Source organism: Isosphaeraceae bacterium EP7 (assembly GCA_038400315.1).
GTDB lineage: Bacteria > Planctomycetota > Planctomycetia > Isosphaerales > Isosphaeraceae > EP7.
Window position 1 is genome coordinate 4,653,685 of sequence record CP151667.1, and the last position, 15,127, is coordinate 4,668,811.

10 protein-coding genes are annotated in these 15,127 nt (G+C 63.9%); 1 reads left to right on the forward strand and 9 read right to left on the reverse strand.

Annotated features, from left to right (window positions below; all coding sequences use genetic code 11):
• Window positions 1-24: 24 nt before the first annotated feature.
• From EP7_RS18040 to EP7_RS18055, 4 genes are all read right to left on the reverse strand, one after another.
• Window positions 25-1,299, reverse strand: coding sequence for a DUF1570 domain-containing protein (locus EP7_RS18040; protein WP_463523196.1), 1,275 nt, complete (start codon window positions 1,297-1,299; stop codon window positions 25-27).
• A 1,204-nt stretch (window positions 1,300-2,503) separates the two neighbouring features.
• A complete protein-coding gene (locus EP7_RS18045) occupies window positions 2,504-3,196 on the reverse strand; it encodes an endonuclease III domain-containing protein (protein ID WP_463523198.1) in 693 nt (230 codons plus the stop codon).
• A gap of 153 nt (window positions 3,197-3,349) precedes the next feature.
• A complete protein-coding gene (locus EP7_RS18050; RefSeq protein ID WP_463523200.1) occupies window positions 3,350-4,867 on the reverse strand; it encodes a fucose isomerase in 1,518 nt (505 codons plus the stop codon).
• Window positions 4,868-5,398: 531 nt separating this feature from the next.
• Complete coding sequence (locus tag EP7_RS18055; RefSeq protein WP_463523202.1) at window positions 5,399-6,328, reverse strand: NAD(P)-dependent oxidoreductase; 930 nt, start codon at window positions 6,326-6,328, stop codon at window positions 5,399-5,401.
• 160 nt (window positions 6,329-6,488) lie between these two features.
• Between EP7_RS18055 and EP7_RS18060 the strand changes: the two genes are divergently transcribed.
• Window positions 6,489-7,472, forward strand: coding sequence for a hypothetical protein (locus EP7_RS18060; RefSeq protein ID WP_463523204.1), 984 nt, complete (start codon window positions 6,489-6,491; stop codon window positions 7,470-7,472).
• Between the two features lie 9 nt (window positions 7,473-7,481).
• On the opposite strand, the gene EP7_RS18065 is transcribed toward EP7_RS18060, so the two are convergent.
• From EP7_RS18065 to EP7_RS18085, 5 genes are all read right to left on the reverse strand, one after another.
• Window positions 7,482-10,541 (reverse strand): ATP-binding protein, encoded by a 3,060-nt coding sequence (locus EP7_RS18065; protein ID WP_463523206.1) that lies wholly within the window; start codon window positions 10,539-10,541, stop codon window positions 7,482-7,484.
• Window positions 10,542-10,769: 228 nt separating this feature from the next.
• The gene (locus tag EP7_RS18070) at window positions 10,770-11,888 is read right to left on the reverse strand and encodes an Ig-like domain-containing protein (protein WP_463523208.1); all 1,119 of its coding nucleotides are present in this window, start codon (window positions 11,886-11,888) and stop codon (window positions 10,770-10,772) included.
• A 136-nt stretch (window positions 11,889-12,024) separates the two neighbouring features.
• Window positions 12,025-13,122 carry a hypothetical protein gene (locus EP7_RS18075; protein WP_463523210.1) on the reverse strand — a complete coding sequence of 366 codons (1,098 nt, stop codon included), beginning with the start codon at window positions 13,120-13,122 and terminating at the stop codon, window positions 12,025-12,027.
• 248 nt (window positions 13,123-13,370) lie between these two features.
• Entirely contained in the window at window positions 13,371-13,934 is a 564-nt protein-coding gene (locus EP7_RS18080; RefSeq protein WP_463523212.1) for a hypothetical protein, read from the reverse strand.
• An 87-nt stretch (window positions 13,935-14,021) separates the two neighbouring features.
• Complete coding sequence (locus EP7_RS18085) at window positions 14,022-15,044, reverse strand: DUF1559 family PulG-like putative transporter (protein ID WP_463523214.1); 1,023 nt, start codon at window positions 15,042-15,044, stop codon at window positions 14,022-14,024.
• Between the last annotated feature and the right edge of the window lie 83 nt (window positions 15,045-15,127).

Consider the following 15,127-nt stretch of genomic DNA (forward strand, 5'->3'; position numbering starts at 1 on the left):
GAGGAACGGGATGCGCGTCGGTCGTCATTGGCCTTCACGCATCCAGACCTCGGCAGCCTGGGCGGCACTCGTCCGGGTCCCGTGGGGCATTAACTGCCATTGAGGCTGCCCGCCGTCGGCCGCCGTGATTCGTTGGATCCACTCGTCGATGGCCGACAGCGACTGGCTGACCATCGCCGCCCGGCGGATCATGTTCCCAGGGATCGGCTGCGCGAACATCACGAAGTAATAGGGCGGCGCGACGAAGTTGATCTTCCCGAGATAAGTCCGCATCGCTTTCTCGAGCTTGATCGGGTCTCCAGGAAAGGCCAGGCGGAAGTCGGTAAGTTGCTGATCTGGAGTCCGCGTGGAGAGAGGCTCGAGCTTGGACATGAGCTTCAGATAGCTCCAGAATTCGTCCTTGCGCTTATTCGCCAGGTAATGGACCAGCGCCCACGACAGGGCGTAGTCCGTCGGGCTCAGGTCGACGCTGCGGACGATCTGCGGGATCAATGGCCTGGTCGGATCGCGTGGAGGAGGCGGCTGGCCCGACCCGTTGTACTGGAGCGCGGCCTGGTCGTAGAGGTCGTGGATCGTGGCCATGTGAAGCGCGTTGATCTTGCCCAGGCCGGCCCAGTCCACGGTATTCTTCTTCGTGGTCGTCGCCGGTGAACAGAACTCGGCGAAGCCCTCGATCAACCAGAGCGGCCAGGGGGCCAAGCGGGGTTGTACGCCGACATTCGAGAGGATCTGATGAGTTCCCTCGTGGGCGACCGTTTGCGGCTTGCGCAGGGCGAGCGCCGGATTATCCCCGCCCTGGTCGGCGGTCTCGTAGAAGAAGATCCGGTTCGAGTCGATCTCGTAATAGGCCTGGACGTCGGCGGCAACCTCGCGGTGGGCCCTGAATTCGCGTTCGGTCGCGAAGATGACGGCCACCAGCGGGAATTCGGTCTCATGCACCTCGAGCCCGCGATCTTTCAGGCCCGCGGTGAGCTTGCTGTACAGGTTCTCGAGCAGTGTCCGGCTTCCCTTGGCGAAGTAGTCGGAGCACATGGCGAAGATCAGGTAATGTTTGGACTCATAGATTCGATAGCCTCGATATGGGCCGTTCTCGAGGCGTTGTCTCATTTCGGCCAAGGTCAGCGGCACGAACGGTTCTTCGGTAGAGATTAAGCGAGAAGGATAGCCAAGCTGACCGTCGGGCAAGAGCGTGATGACCCGGTCGCCGTTCCGGCCGTGCTCGCGAACGACGACTTCTCGACCCGTCTCGTCATGGACCTTGTAGCGAGGCTCTGAGGCGACCGGCGCGGCGAGTTCCATCGCCGCGGTCGGATTCGAGGGCGTCGGAGCCTCAACATGTCCGGGCGGAGCAGGCGTCGCCGGTTGAATCGTCGCGGCCTGCGGATCTGATGAACTCGCTGGCACCTGAGATCCGGCCGAGACGGTCGAAACCTGCTCGATGGGAACAGCATCCGCCTCGACAATGCCAAGCGGCGGAGTCGAATGGAGATTGGCCACCTCAGCGAGCTTGACGGAGACCGGACAGGCAATCCCGGGCAAGGGATTTCTGGCCTCGATGACCCTCGGGTCGAGCTCGGGAGGAATGACACCCTTCCAGGCGGCAACTCCCATGGCACCTGCGGTCAAGAAAAGAGCCAGGGCGGTGAGTGACCTCACGGCTCGAGGAGTTTCAGACTTGATCGGAGGGTTGAGTCGAAAGTTGGATGAGGGAATCTCGACGGCGATGTCGAGCGAAGACGCAACCGAGCGAGTCATCGGCTCAGGAAACGGCCCTGCCTCCCCGGGGTCGGTCCCGAAGATCGAGGCGACTGATTCAGCGAGTGAAATCTGGCAGCGTGGGCAAGCTCTGGAGGCGGCGCGTTCGGGGCTGGAAGTGCGGATCTTCGCCCCACATCCAAGACAAATCACCAGAACGTGTTCCATCACACAATCCCCTGGCGCGATCCTTCGTTGCGATCGTTTCCCGCCTCAAAGAAAGATACCGAACCGAGGGGGGCGGGGGTAGACCCGGCGCTCATAATTCAAGGTCAAAAGACCGATTCTGCCCTTCGGTTCGAGACTTTGCCCGAACGGGCAAAGTCTCGAACCCGCAGCTTCGACATTTGGGACGCAACGGCAGGCAGACCTTCGATCCGAAAGGGGAAGAGGTCAGGACTTCTCCTCGACTGGGAGATAGGCATCATGGCGGGCGTAGTGAATCACAGCCTCATTTTTTTCCCTTGGGTCGGGTTTCCTCCCACCTCGCCAATCGGACCACGCTTCGATCGCATCCAGGGCGAGTTGGACCAGAAGAACTGAACGCAGCGATCGATCTTTGGGACAGGTTCGAGTCCCTTCTTCATCTCCCGGGCAGATCAGAGCGAGTTCGTGGCGCCTGCGCCGGGACCTCCTTCTGCGAAGATTTCCAAAGGCTGATAAGGATCGGAATCATCAAATTTATCTAAGTCATCGATCAAATCGATCAATTTCCTTGCCAAAAATCGCTCCTAAATCATCGAACTGATCAAGGATGACTGGTCGATTTTGACATCCTATTCTGGCCAAACTGACAAATGTCAAGAAGCACACACACGCGGCAGCGTGGGCTTTTTGCATCGCAGACTTTCTGACCGTGTATCATCAGAACTTCGTGATTGTCGTAAACCTCCTGGGCGGATGAGTTGGGGGGAAGCTGCGCCTCGAGAAGTGCGTGGGCCTTGCCCACGGGCACATTTGCGGGGATAAGTCCTAACCGGGCGGCCACCCGATGATGGTGACTGTCGACCGGCAATGCGGGCCTTCGCAGCGAACTGAAGAGGAGCACTGCCGCGCTCGTCTTGGGACCGATCCCGCGGAGCGATTCAAGCCACGAGCGGGCCTCGGGGACGGTCATCTCGGCGAGGAAGTCGAGGTTCAACTCACCTCGTCGCTCGCCGATCTCGCGGAGTATCTCCCGCAATCGAGGGGCTTTTTGCTCGGGCCATGTGCAGGGGGCGAGTGCGTCCTGGATTTCGGCGGTCGGGGCGTCGCGGACCAGTTCCCAGGTGGGAAATCGCCTGCGAAGCTCCTTGAACGCCCGGCCCGAGTCCGAGTTTCGTGTGCGATGGGACAGGAGCGAGGAGACGAGTTCGCTCAGCGGGTCGAAGTTGTGGAAGAAGGGGATCGGGCATCCGTAGGTGGCGCAGAGGCGTTCATGGACGAGCCTGGCGAACGCCATCAGTTCGTCGGAGGCGGTTGCACACCTCGCCGCGTTGGGCACAGTCGTCGCTCCGTCCTGGGTGAGGGGCGGTTGCGACGAACTCAAGGCACATGGCGCGCCAGCGCGGCGTCGTCCCGCGCGGGCGGCCTATGTTGTCCGCTGATCAGACGATCAACGTGAAAGGATGCGCACCTTGAAGCCCAGGGCGCGAGACAGGGCGACGAGCTCGCCGAAGATGTCACCGTAAGCGACGGCGACATGGTTGCTCATGTAATGCGCCATGATGGTCTCCTTCGAGCAGCCGAGGTCGGCGGCCATGAACGGCCACTGGCGGGTGGTGCCCTTCCACCAAGCTTCGCGGACATCTTCGGGGAGGGCGACCGACTCGCCGCGTCCGATGTCCATGACGAGCTCGCCCTGACGGTCGATCCAGGCCCTCGACCAGGTGAGCGGGCCGGGCAAGCTCTCGCCCGCGAAGGTGCCGCCGGCGACCGGGAAGTAGCCCGAAGGCTGCCTGTAGCTGTGCACGCCGCTCAGGCTGGTGATGTCGTGGTTGAACGCGTAGGCGCCGCAGCTCCCGGAATTCAGGAGAACCCAGAGGAACCGACCTTCATGCTCGGCCCCCCAGCGCACGTCGTGGAAGAGGACCGAGCCGGGCAGGCCCTTCGCCTCGAGGATGCGTTTCATCAACTCCATCGGCACCAAGTTCCCCTGGTCGGCCTCGGTGCTGGTGATGACGACGTGGCCGTTGCCCTCGGGGCGGGCGTGGGAATTGAGCAGCCCCTCGCTGAAATCGCTGGGGGGAAGAGCCTTGATGAGGCCGAGCTGATATTGCCAGCCCAGGCAGTCGGCCTTGAACTCGGCCATCAGGTCGAGCACGGCCAGGTAGCAGCGGAGCTGGTCGCGGGTCGACTGGGGGGTGAAGTCCTCGGCGTCTTGCTCGCGCCAGTGGAAGGTGACGCCCTTCTCATTGACGAACTTGAACGCGTCTTCCACTCGGGCGTCGGCCACCAGCTGGGCACGCTCGATGAGCCAGGCCTGGTCGACCTTGTGCTCGCTGAAGCCGATGGGGTAGAGCAACCGGGGCCCGAAATAGCCGTTGATCATGCCCATCGACGTGTCGCCCAGCATCAGGGCGAGCACGCGTTTGCGGCGGATCTCGGCGTGCACCGTCTCGGCGAGTGCGATGGCCTCGGGGGTGAGGGCCGCGGTGTGTTTGATCTCGGACTCATCGTAAACGATCCGGCCGGTGGTGCACCACTCGTCGAGCCGCTCCATGAACTGTGCGTCGGCGGTCCAGTCGGTGCTGTCAGTCCAGGCCCTCGACGCGTGCCTGCCGACGCTTTCCAGCGAGGCCCCGGTGTTGAGGAGGGCGACGAGGCCGGGCCAGGTCCCCGAGAAGTTCGAGGCCAGGAGCAGCGGGTTGTCCTTGCCGACCACGCCGTCGACGGTGTGCGGGGCATACGCCCAGTGGACAAAGACGCCGACCATCGGGTCGTCGATCGGTCCGAGCTTACTGATCGCCTGGTCGGGGCGGGTGAGGTAGCCCTCGACCTGATACGGAGTGCGTCCCAGCTTCTTCAGCGCCGAGACGAGTTGCCCGGTCGTCTCCCTGGACTGCTCGAGGGCCCATTCATTCGGCTTAGCCCGATAATCACCGGGCCAGAAAACGGCGACTTTCTTCGACATGACGGCGACCCTTTAAGCGGAACTCGGCCCGGCCGCTCGCTCGGCGGGCCTGGCCGATGATGCCACGTCGGCCCCGTCAATGGAACGACCCCGGCAGGCCAATCGGGCCAACCGGGGTCGGTTCTGATTCAAAGTCCGATCCGGTCGCGTGATCGCGATGGAGGCGGATCGGTCGATCCTCAGGGCCAGTGAGCCGTCTTCGCGACGTGCCCCGAGTCCGGCCGGCGGATGTCTGTCCGCGGCGAGGGACCAGGAAGCCGATCGCGTGCGGCCGGCCGGCCCATATTATTTCTTGCGATGACGGATGCGGCTCCGCATCCTCCGCTTCTTCCGACCGACCTTGCGGCGACCCTTTCCTCGACGACGACTGGCCATGCGACCTCTCCAGGGCGATTCGAAGGGCGAATCATGCGGGCGACGAAAGCTCGAAGGCCTCGTCCGGGATAGTCTCAGAGCGTAACCGATTGGGCGGCCAGACTCAAGGTGAAGGGGCCGACGATGCGAGGAGCGGGGTTCGTCTGGCCGGCCGCATCACCGGGGCGAAACGCCCTGGGCCCGCCAGTCGACCCCCGACAACCGCGCCAGAGCCAGGATTAAAGACTGGGTTCCCAGCCGTCCGTCGCCGTGGGCTTCCACCGCCCGATAAAGTTGCTGAGCCAGGGCCAGGCCGGGGAGTGAAAGTTTCAGCCGGCCCGCCTCGGCCAGGGCGATCCCCATATCTTTGAGGAAATGCTCGACGAGGAAGCCGGGGTCGAAGTTGCCCGCGATCATGCGCGGGGCGAGGTTGGACAGGCTCCAGGACCCGGCCGCGCCACTGCTGACGCTTTTCAGGACCGTCTCGGGATCCAGCCCCGCTTTGTAGCCGTAGAGCAGCGCCTCGCAGACGCCGACCATGTTGGTGGCGATCAGGATCTGATTGACCATCTTCGTGTGCTGGCCCGCGCCGGCCGACCCCTGGTGGACGATCGTCTTGCCCATCGCCTCGAACAGGGGCATCAGGAAGTCGACGGCCTCGGTATCTCCCCCGATCATGATCGAGAGTCGTGCTTCCTTGGCCCCGATGTCGCCTCCCGAAACCGGCGCGTCAACGGACCGGACGCCCTTCGCCTTTGCGGCCTCGGCGATGTCGACGGCCAGGGTCGGCTCGCTCGTCGTCATGTCCACGAGCGTGGAGCCGGCCGAGGCACCAGCGAGCGTCCCATCATCCCCGAGGGTCACCTGCCGGACATCCTGCGGGTAACCCACGATCGTGAAGACGACGTCGGAGGCCTGGGCGACCTCCTTCGGGTTGCCGGCCGCCTTCGCCCCCTTCTTGATGAGTGATTCCAGCTTCGACGGGCTCCGGTTGAAGACGGTGGCCGAATACCCCGCGTCGATCAGGTGGCCGCACATCGACGAGCCCATGACCCCGGTGCCCACCCAGCCGATGCGCGTCTGTCCCGGTTTCGCTTGACCCGGCATGGCGGACTCTCCTGCAGGCTTCATCGAGGTCGAATTCGAGCCGGCGAGAACCTCAGGTCGGGATCTCGCTCACCGCTCGCAGGTTCGTAAGATACGGACTAGAGCCCTTGAATTCCACGGCAGGCCCCCTGTTCGACACCTCGATCCGGAGGTCCGACGCATGATTCCGGCCCCGAGCCCACGGCGAGCTTCGGTCGTTACCCACTTCTGGTGGTCCACGCTCGTCATTCTGGGGATGACGGGAAGTTTCCCCGCGAATGTCCGGGGTGCCGAGCCGGAGCAACGCGCGATCGCGTTCCTGGCCCGCGAGGTCCCCGCCTGGTCGGCCGAGCATCGTTGCTTCTCGTGCCACAACAACGGAGACGGAGCCCGGGCCTTGTTCGATGCCCGGCTCCGTGGCTGGAAGGTGGCCGATGGGGCATTGACGGCGACCTCGGCGTGGTTGGCGAATCCCGCCGGTTGGCGGGAGAACGGCGGGGATGGGCCGTTCAGCGATCGAAGGCTGGCACGACTCCAGTTCAGCCTGGCGCTCGCGGCGTCAGTCGCATCGGGCAACTCGCAGTCCCGGCCTGCCTTGATCGTTGCCGCGAAGGAACTTGCGGCCGATCAACTCGAGGATGGTCGATGGACCATCGACGGGCCGGAGGCCCTCGGTTCGCCAGCGACGTACGGCACTCCGCTAGCAACCTGGTTCGCGATGGACGTGCTTCGTCAGGCCGACGAAACTCATTTTCGCACGACGATCGAGAAGGCCCGCTCCTGGCTGGCCCGGCTCAAGCCTGTCACCCTGCTCGATGGCGCGGCGATCCTCTTCGCCGGCGTGGGGGACCGCGACGCGGCACTCTCCCTGATTCAGACCGGGCAATCCGACGACGGCGGCTGGGGACCCTATTCGAATTCCCCACCAGAGCCGTTCGATACCGCGGTCGTCTTGATCTCCCTGACACGAATCCACGGGCCGACTCCCGAGATCGCGTCCCGGCTCCGACGCGGTCGCGCTTACCTTGTTGCTACACAGGGCGAGGACGGTGCCTGGACCGAGACGACGAGGCCGGCCGGGGGCGAAAGCTATGCCCAGCGACTCTCCACAACGGGCTGGGCCACGCTCGCGCTGCTTGCGACGAGCCCGAAACCCCCTCGTTAAACGAGAGCGTCAGGCGAGTGGCGACGTCGCGGCGACGAGATCGCACCGAGTCGCCAGCCGTTGGATCTCCGATTCGAGGGTGGAGAAGTTGACGGGCTTGGTGAGGTGGGCACGGAATCCGGCCGAGAGGCATCGCTGGACGTCGGCCTCCATTCCGTAGCCGCTCAGGGCAAGCGCCGGGACGTCTCGGTCCTCTCGTAATTGGCGGATCAGGTCGATGCCGGTGCCGTCGGGCAGGCCGAGGTCGCTGACCAGGATGTCAAAACGCGACGTTGCCGCGAGATTCAAGGCCGCTGCGATGCTATCCGCGGTGAGGACCTCGTGGCCGCGCCGCCTCAGCAAATTTGCCATCACCCGGAGCGTGTCCGGGTCATCCTCTACCAGCAGGATTGAGCAGGCTCGGTTCCCGGGGGCTTCGTCGGGGCCGAGCTGGGCGAATCTCGGGGCCGGGATCGGCGCCGGGGCGGTCGGGAATTCGAGCCGGAACGTCGCCCCCTTGCCGATGCCGGGGCTGTACGCAGATAGGGTTCCTCCGAGCGCCTCGGTAACCCCCCGGCAGATGGCCAGCCCCAGGCCCAGCCCGCCAAACCTGCGTGTCGTCGTCCCCCCGCCTTGTTCGAACGCGTTGAAGATCTTGGGGAGAACCTCGGGAGAAATCCCGACGCCATCGTCGCTAAATTCCAGGACGATCCTGGGACGGCCGTCCGGCTCGTCGCCCGGGACGTTGAATGTGCGGATGACGAGATGACCTCCAGCGGGCGTGAACTTCAGGGCGTTTTTGAGCAGATTCCAGAAGACCTGCTGCATCCGGGCCATGTCTACGAGGATGAAGACGTCATCGGCATGAAGCTCGGTTTCGATGGTGAGCTGCCCCGGCTTCATATCCGCGGTGGCAACCTCCAGGGCGCGCTGGAGTAGAACATGCGCATGAATGACCTCCATCGAGAGGCGGAGCTTCCCCTGGCTGATCCTCGTGATGTCGAGGAGGTCGTCAATGAGGCGGGCCTCCAGCTCGATATTCCGCTTGGTCATCTCCAGGGTTGGCCCGAGCGTGGGCGGGGTATCGGGGTCGTCGAGCATCGCCGAGACCGCCGCGAGAACCGGGGTCAGCGGGGTCCGTAACTCGTGGGAGAGGTCGGCGAGGAATCGGTCCTTCGCCTTGCCCGCCCCTTCGAGCGCCACGTTCGCTTGTTCCAGGAGCATCTCGGAGTGCTTCCGTTCGGTCACCTCGACGACGACGACGCCAACGCCCCAGAGTTCCTGGAGTTGAGAATGGACCGGGTAATAGCTGACCACGAAGCAGCGAGGATGTTCGGAAGAAGCCTCCAGCTCTTCGTCTACCTCGATGTCAAGAATCGGCCGGCCCGTCTCCAGGACCTCGCCCAACTCGGGACCTAGAATGATGCCGAGCGGCGATGGTTCGCCGTCGTTCCATCGTTCAAGGGCATCGTTGGGGTCGAGGCCGCAGATGGCGTTGAGCGTCCCGTTCATGCGGACGAGCTGCAGATCGTGGTCGAAGTAGGCGAGGCCGACGGGCGCCGTATAGAAGAGTGTGTCGAGCAGCGCGATCGCCTCGTTCATCGATCGGATGGCCTCGCGCGACTCCCGATACAATCGTGCATTGTCGACCGCCTGGGCCACCCTGGCGGCCAGATCGTCGACCATCTCGAGGTCAGCGAGGTCGTAGATCCTGCCAGATTCGGCGGTCACGACGCTGATGACCCCGAGCGTCCGCCCTCGCGCGATCATGGGGGCCGAGATCGCCGAGCGGAACCCAAATCCTCGCAGGACCTCCAGGTGCTGTTCGTCACGCGCGATGCCCTGCAGGATTGCATCGTTGATGGTCGGATAAAGCTCGGCCTGGCCGGTACGCAGCACTCTAGCCTGAGCGTGGCGTGCGTCCGGGGCAAAGGCATCGTCGCGGCCGACCGGCGTCGCCAGGGCCATCTTCGCGGGGTCGCTGTGGAAGAGGGCGTGCCGTCTGACCGATCCGTCGGGCTCGACCATCTCGACGAAACACCAGTCGGCGATCGCGGGCACGACCAGCCTGGCGACGTTGTCGAGCGTGGTCTCGTCATTGAGCGACTGGGACAGCACGGTGCCCGCCCTTGCGAGGAATTTCAGCCGTTCCTCAGCCCGTTTCCGCGCCGTGATGTCGATGCCGATCCCGACGAGCCGCGAATCCTTGCCCTCTTCGTCGACGAGCAGGCGTGCCTGGGTGGCGATCCAATGGGTCGAGGCGTCGGGCCGGACCACGCGGAACTCCGCGTTGAAGTCGGCCCCCGTCTCGACCGAAAGACGCATCGCACCCTCGACATCCGCTCGATCTTCCTCATGAATCTGGGCGAAGAAGTCGCGTTCGGTCGTGCTCGACCCTTCGACCGCGAGGCCGGCCAGCGGGGCCAGGCTCTCCGACCAGCTCATCAGTCCCCGGCGAAAATCCCATTCCCAGGTGCCCATGCGTGCGGCCTCGATGGCGGCCCTGGCCGCACTTGCGGCCTCATTGGCACGCCTCGACGCAGTCAGGTCGGCCACCGAGACGACTCGCTCGACGGGGATCGACGCGGTCCCACCGGCAGGGGCAATGCAGATCTGCACCCGGAGCCTCGTCCCATCGGGTCTCACGAATCGAGCTTCGAAGTTCTCAAGATCGACGTTCGGGCGTGCCCGTAAGCTCTCCGAGAACACGCCGACATCCTCGGGGGCGACGAAGTCGGTCAGGTTCCGGCCGGCCATCAGCCCCGCCTGTCGGCCGAGGAGAATGGCCAGGCTCGGGTTGATATAACGAATCGAACCCCGCTCATCCGTGATGCAGAGTCCGATCGGGGCCTTCTGCACCAGCCTTCGGAACCGATCCTGCGGCAGCGGAGCCGTCTCCACCTGCACCGGGACTCTCGACTCACGCGCCGTCAGGCGGCTTGCGAGGAGCAGGCCTAGAGGCAGGAGGCCGGCGATGGCAACGCCAGCGAGGCTCGGACCTGTTCCCAGACGTTGGCCGAGGAGGATGCCGGCGATCGCGGCCAGGGCCAATGCCCAACCCCTGGCGTTTCCTGAGCGCACGCCTTGCATCGTGCCTCCCTCGCCATGCCGAGACGACTTCGGCGTCGGTCAAACGGCAGAAAGATAAGTGGATTCAAGAGCTGCTTCAGACGGAATTGCGTCGTCAGCTTCGAACAACATAGCCGCGAATGCGGCGATAGGGAAGCGTTCAACAAGTCGTAAGTTGATCGACTCAAAGCATTGCGAGCCTGCTTGGATCGAGCGTTGATCGACCGGGTTCACGCATCACTGTATGCTCTACAAGGCCCTGAATGGGATGCGAAATGTCCTCGTTTCGTCGAGATTCGTCGAGGGGCGGGCGACGTCGACCTCGAATGGATGCAGGAGGTTATTGCCGGAACGATCTTCCAGGATGGCCTCGATCACAACCCGATAGCCCATCTTCGTCCATGCTTGCTTCGGACGGAATCGCCAGCGAGTTTCTCCGCGATCGACCTCGATGCTGCCCTCAATCGACTGATCTTCACCCACCTCGACCCGAAGGGCGCTTCGAAGAAGGGCGTCGTCCAGCGGCTCGGGGAAGTCGATCGAAACCGGCTCCAGGCTCCCGACCCGAGGAGGGGTGAGCTTCCAGCTTGAGAGGGCAGGCGAGACTTCGTCGGCGCAGGTCGCCCGGAACGGTTTACGGAATTCTTCGGCAAGGACATTCCCGCCTGCATCGGGCCATTCCTTGCGGATTCTCAGCGTGTATGAGCGACCCGAGATCAGGATCGGGCCTTCCTCCTCGCGCGGGACGAGCCCCCGCTTGATCCTTCCCGGGTCGAGGAGCAGCGTCAGGCGGGTGCCCGTGGGATCCCAGAGTTCCTCGCCAAGCTCGAGGAAGGGAAGGCTGAGTGGTCGGTCGTCCCGATCGAGAATCTGGACGTGAGTATATGCCTCACCTCGAGCCATTGGTGCCGAGAACGTGACGTAGAATTTCAGTAGGTTTTCCGGCAAGTCCTCAGCCGTGGGCGTTACTCGTATCACGCGCGCCGGAGGACCGCTGGGAGGCCTCGGCAGGCTGAAGTCCGCGTGGATCGCGGGGCGTCCTTCAAGGTGCAGGGATCCTCGATAAATCAGGCCCGGTTGGAGCGGAAATCTCGGCTCGAACCGGAGTGTCTGGCCGACGACGCGGCAGCGCCCCAGCATCGGCGGCCCCTCGGCGTCCTTCAGCCGGACGGTCAAGAGTTCGGACAGCCACCCCGGATCGGCAGCCCTCCCGGCCAGCGTCTTCCAGGCTTGCGGTTCCAGACCTTCGACGATGACCACGGCCGAGGGCCCGCCGGTCTCAAGCCTGATCTTCGGCCCCTGGCCGTCCGCGAAGGCGACCGAGGTGAACAACAACGCGTAGGCCATCGCGTGGAGCCTGAGATCCATCTGGGTCTTCCGTGCGGTAGTCGGCGTCGTCGGGGCGAAAAACCCCCGGCGTCCCATCCATGATCGGCCGGAGGTTCCAGTGCGATCGGCGACCGACCGTTCCCTGGTCGTCATTCGCCATGCGTCCGGCTTCAGGTCAGGGGAGGTCGATGGTGCGAAGGTCGAGCGACCCGTTCTCGCCGCGGACGAGGATCACCGCGTGATGGTCGTCGAGCTTGTCGAGCTGCTCGACGCCCTTCAGCTCGGCGATGGTCTCGTAGGGGACGCCCTTGGTCTCCGCGACCTTATCGGTGATGGGCTCGGCGGTGTCGGCCCCTTCGGTCGGGATCTTCATGACGCCCCGGCTGCTGTTGGCCAGCAGGAGGTAGTCCTTGCCATCCTTGCTGTAGGCGACGAGGTCGAGCGGCTTGTTGCGGTTGCCCAGCTCGGCGATCGTCTTCCCCTTGACGTGCGAGCCCGGCTTCAGGGCGGCGACGGGGATCTTCACCAGCGGGGTGCAGGTGTAAGCGGCCAGCAGGTGCGGCTCACCCTTGATCGAGTAAGGCACGAACGTCCGGACTGGGCTGCGAGTCTCGAAGCCGCCGTGGGCCCCGTGGTAAATCTCGAGGCTGGTGCCGTCACCCGACTCGACGAACGGGTAGGGGATGGCCATCAGCCTGGATGCGAAGTTCTCGTTGGACAGGCCGGCGACGAAGACCTTGCCGTCCAGGAACGCGATGTCGGTGATGGCATCGGTCCGGCCATTGCGAGGGGCATTGGCGGCGGGAAGGTTCGGTAGGGACGCCTTCGCGAAGTTGACGTTTTCGAGCGGGACCAACTCGACCGTCCCGCTCCCGTCCACGCGCAGGACAGCCGGCATGGCCTCTGGGCCATTACCGCGAGCGACGGACAGATATGCCTTGCCTGACGCCGGGTTCACGGCGACGTCCTGGATCAGGATCGACTTTGCGGTAGTCCCCAGCAGCCCGGCGATCTTCTCGTTGATCGCGGTGGCCTTGAGGGTGGCCTTGCTCGGCGGGGGCGTGGTATCGCCTGTCTCGACGGCGAAGATCGAACCGCCCTTGGTGTCGCCGATGAAGAGCAAGCCATTCGGGCCGAAGGCGAGCGCACCGGCAGACTTCAGCTCCGGGGTACCTTTCGTCATCCCGGCGGGCGGATCGGCCGCATAGGCGGTCGTCGCCAAAAGAGCTGCGCCCAGCAGGGCGGGCATTGCGAGTCGGTTCGGATGGTTCATGGTGGATGCTCTCCGGTCCGTGGTTCGAAGGGGTGTGGACGCCGGGTCGAGTCGCCACGAGTCTGGTCGAGGTCAGGGCGACGGCACAACAAGTTAGCGACACGCCCGCCCGTTCCGGCCTCGACTTCGGTCAGACCCGCCAAGAAATTGCAAAAGGGGGACGATCTGTCCCCTCCGGTCGTGCCCGGTCGGGGTGCCGACGGAGGTGACTCAAGCGGAGGATCGGAAGATCCGATCGCAAGGGGCGATCATTGGATCTTCACCGATCCATCCTCGGCCACGTCAAAGTTCATGGTCTTCGCGCCGGTGATTTCGACCGCGATCCCCGACTCCTGCGGATTGACCAGCTTCAAGGGCGTGACATAGCGGTATTTCCGGCCCCCGCGGTCGGTCATCAGGTCCTTAGCATTCGGAGACTGCCTGCGGGCCTGCGATGCTTTCGCCTTGGCCTTCATGTAGCCCAGCGGATTCGACTCGAGGTCGATGACCTCCGAATCGGCAACCGGCTTGGCTTCGACCCCGGTGATCCCCACCTTATGCGACCCGACGATGACACCGTCTCCGGAACTTTCCGTCGACATGATGTAGTGGCCGCCGGCGATGATCGAGCCGACGGCCGGGGGGCCCTCTGTTCCCTTAGATTCGTCGGGCATGAAGAAGATCGTCCCATTCTCCACGGGCTGGCCGTTGAAGGTCACCTTGCCGGAAACCTTGGCCAATGTCAGGCCGTTGTCGGGGCCGCAACTGAAGGCGGAGCACGCAGCCAGCATGCCAGCGAGAATCCATCCGCGGGGAGGATTCGGGGTCTTCATGGGGATCCCTCGTGGACGAAAGGCCGGGTGACGACAGCTCCATCGGCGGGCTCGTCGCCCCGGCTCGCGGCATGTCTTTGACCGGACTCAGAAGGCGTCCGACGAGACGATCTCGCCGCCGGCCCTGGTCCCCAGGGCGTTGTAGATTCTGGCGCTGATGGTCTGCTTGATGAACTTGACCGACCCATCGGCCATGGCGAAGTTGGCGCCGCCGGGGTGCCAGCTCTTGAAGCCATAATTGACCGTCTGATTTCGCCAGCAACGCAGGGCCTGGCTGAAATTGTTGAGCTGGCTGATGTCGCAGGTCGTCCCATCCGAGGGGTCGCGTTCGCCGTCCTTCAGCGTGCTCTTCCAGTTCAGAGGGATGACCGTCGACGCATAAGTGCCATCTCCATTAACCCAGAGCAGCGATCCATTCATGTTGGGCGAGCATTCGCCGACGAGGAGGGTGTTGCTGCTGCCGTCGGTGCAATCCCTCAACCCAGTCGTCTGGCCATTGCTACAATCGCCGAAGATGCCGCGGAATTTCCCGCCACATCCCCAGTTCGGCCCCAGGCCAGGGAGGCTCTCGCCCGAGTAGAAATCGAAGGTGGTATTGCCGATCTTCATATCGCCCCAGTTGCCGACGTAACAGGTCACGCCGCCGCTGAACGGTTGGCCAAGCGCCACAATCGTCGTCCAACGCATGTTGTCCATCTTGCCGGTCCCAACCTGATCCGATGGGCACAGGAAGGCACTTATGGACGAGCGCCATACCGTGACATTGGGGTCCTGGAGCGCCAGATCGTTGCTCGCGACGGAGATGTTATTCCGGGAAAAGTTGATGGAATTGTAGACATTCGTCTGCTCGATTTGCGGCAGTACGAAGGCCATCCAGTTCCACCATGTGCCGTTCCAACCCGTGTCGGCGATCGAGCCCGGTGCGAAGCTACCCACGACATCATGGTAATTGTGCATCGCCAGGCCGAGTTGCTTCAGATTATTGATGCATTGGGCGCGACGGGCCGCCTCGCGAGCTGACTGCACGGCGGGGAGGAGCAGGGCGATTAAAACCGCGATGATCGAGATTACGACCAGCAGCTCGATCAGCGTGAAGCCTCGGCGTCGCATGGGACGGACCCTCGAAGAGAGGTTGGATTCGGCGAGTTGGCGAACAAGCCTTCGTCCCGGGCCCCGTGATTGGAGCTGTGACG

What these genes read in the sequence shown, in the direction of transcription:
- EP7_RS18040 (WP_463523196.1), bottom strand. Translation starts at nt 1,299, where the DNA reads ATGGAACTCGCCGCGCCGGTCGCCTCAGAGCCTCGCTACAAGGTCCAT.
- EP7_RS18045 (WP_463523198.1), bottom strand. Translation starts at nt 3,196, where the DNA reads ATGGCGTTCGCCAGGCTCGTCCATGAACGCCTCTGCGCCACCTACGGA.
- EP7_RS18050 (WP_463523200.1), bottom strand. Translation starts at nt 4,867, where the DNA reads ATGTCGAAGAAAGTCGCCGTTTTCTGGCCCGGTGATTATCGGGCTAAG.
- EP7_RS18055 (WP_463523202.1), bottom strand. Translation starts at nt 6,328, where the DNA reads ATGCCGGGTCAAGCGAAACCGGGACAGACGCGCATCGGCTGGGTGGGC.
- EP7_RS18060 (WP_463523204.1), top strand. Translation starts at nt 6,489, where the DNA reads ATGATTCCGGCCCCGAGCCCACGGCGAGCTTCGGTCGTTACCCACTTC.
- EP7_RS18065 (WP_463523206.1), bottom strand. Translation starts at nt 10,541, where the DNA reads ATGCAAGGCGTGCGCTCAGGAAACGCCAGGGGTTGGGCATTGGCCCTG.
- EP7_RS18070 (WP_463523208.1), bottom strand. Translation starts at nt 11,888, where the DNA reads ATGGATCTCAGGCTCCACGCGATGGCCTACGCGTTGTTGTTCACCTCG.
- EP7_RS18075 (WP_463523210.1), bottom strand. Translation starts at nt 13,122, where the DNA reads ATGAACCATCCGAACCGACTCGCAATGCCCGCCCTGCTGGGCGCAGCT.
- EP7_RS18080 (WP_463523212.1), bottom strand. Translation starts at nt 13,934, where the DNA reads ATGAAGACCCCGAATCCTCCCCGCGGATGGATTCTCGCTGGCATGCTG.
- EP7_RS18085 (WP_463523214.1), bottom strand. Translation starts at nt 15,044, where the DNA reads ATGCGACGCCGAGGCTTCACGCTGATCGAGCTGCTGGTCGTAATCTCG.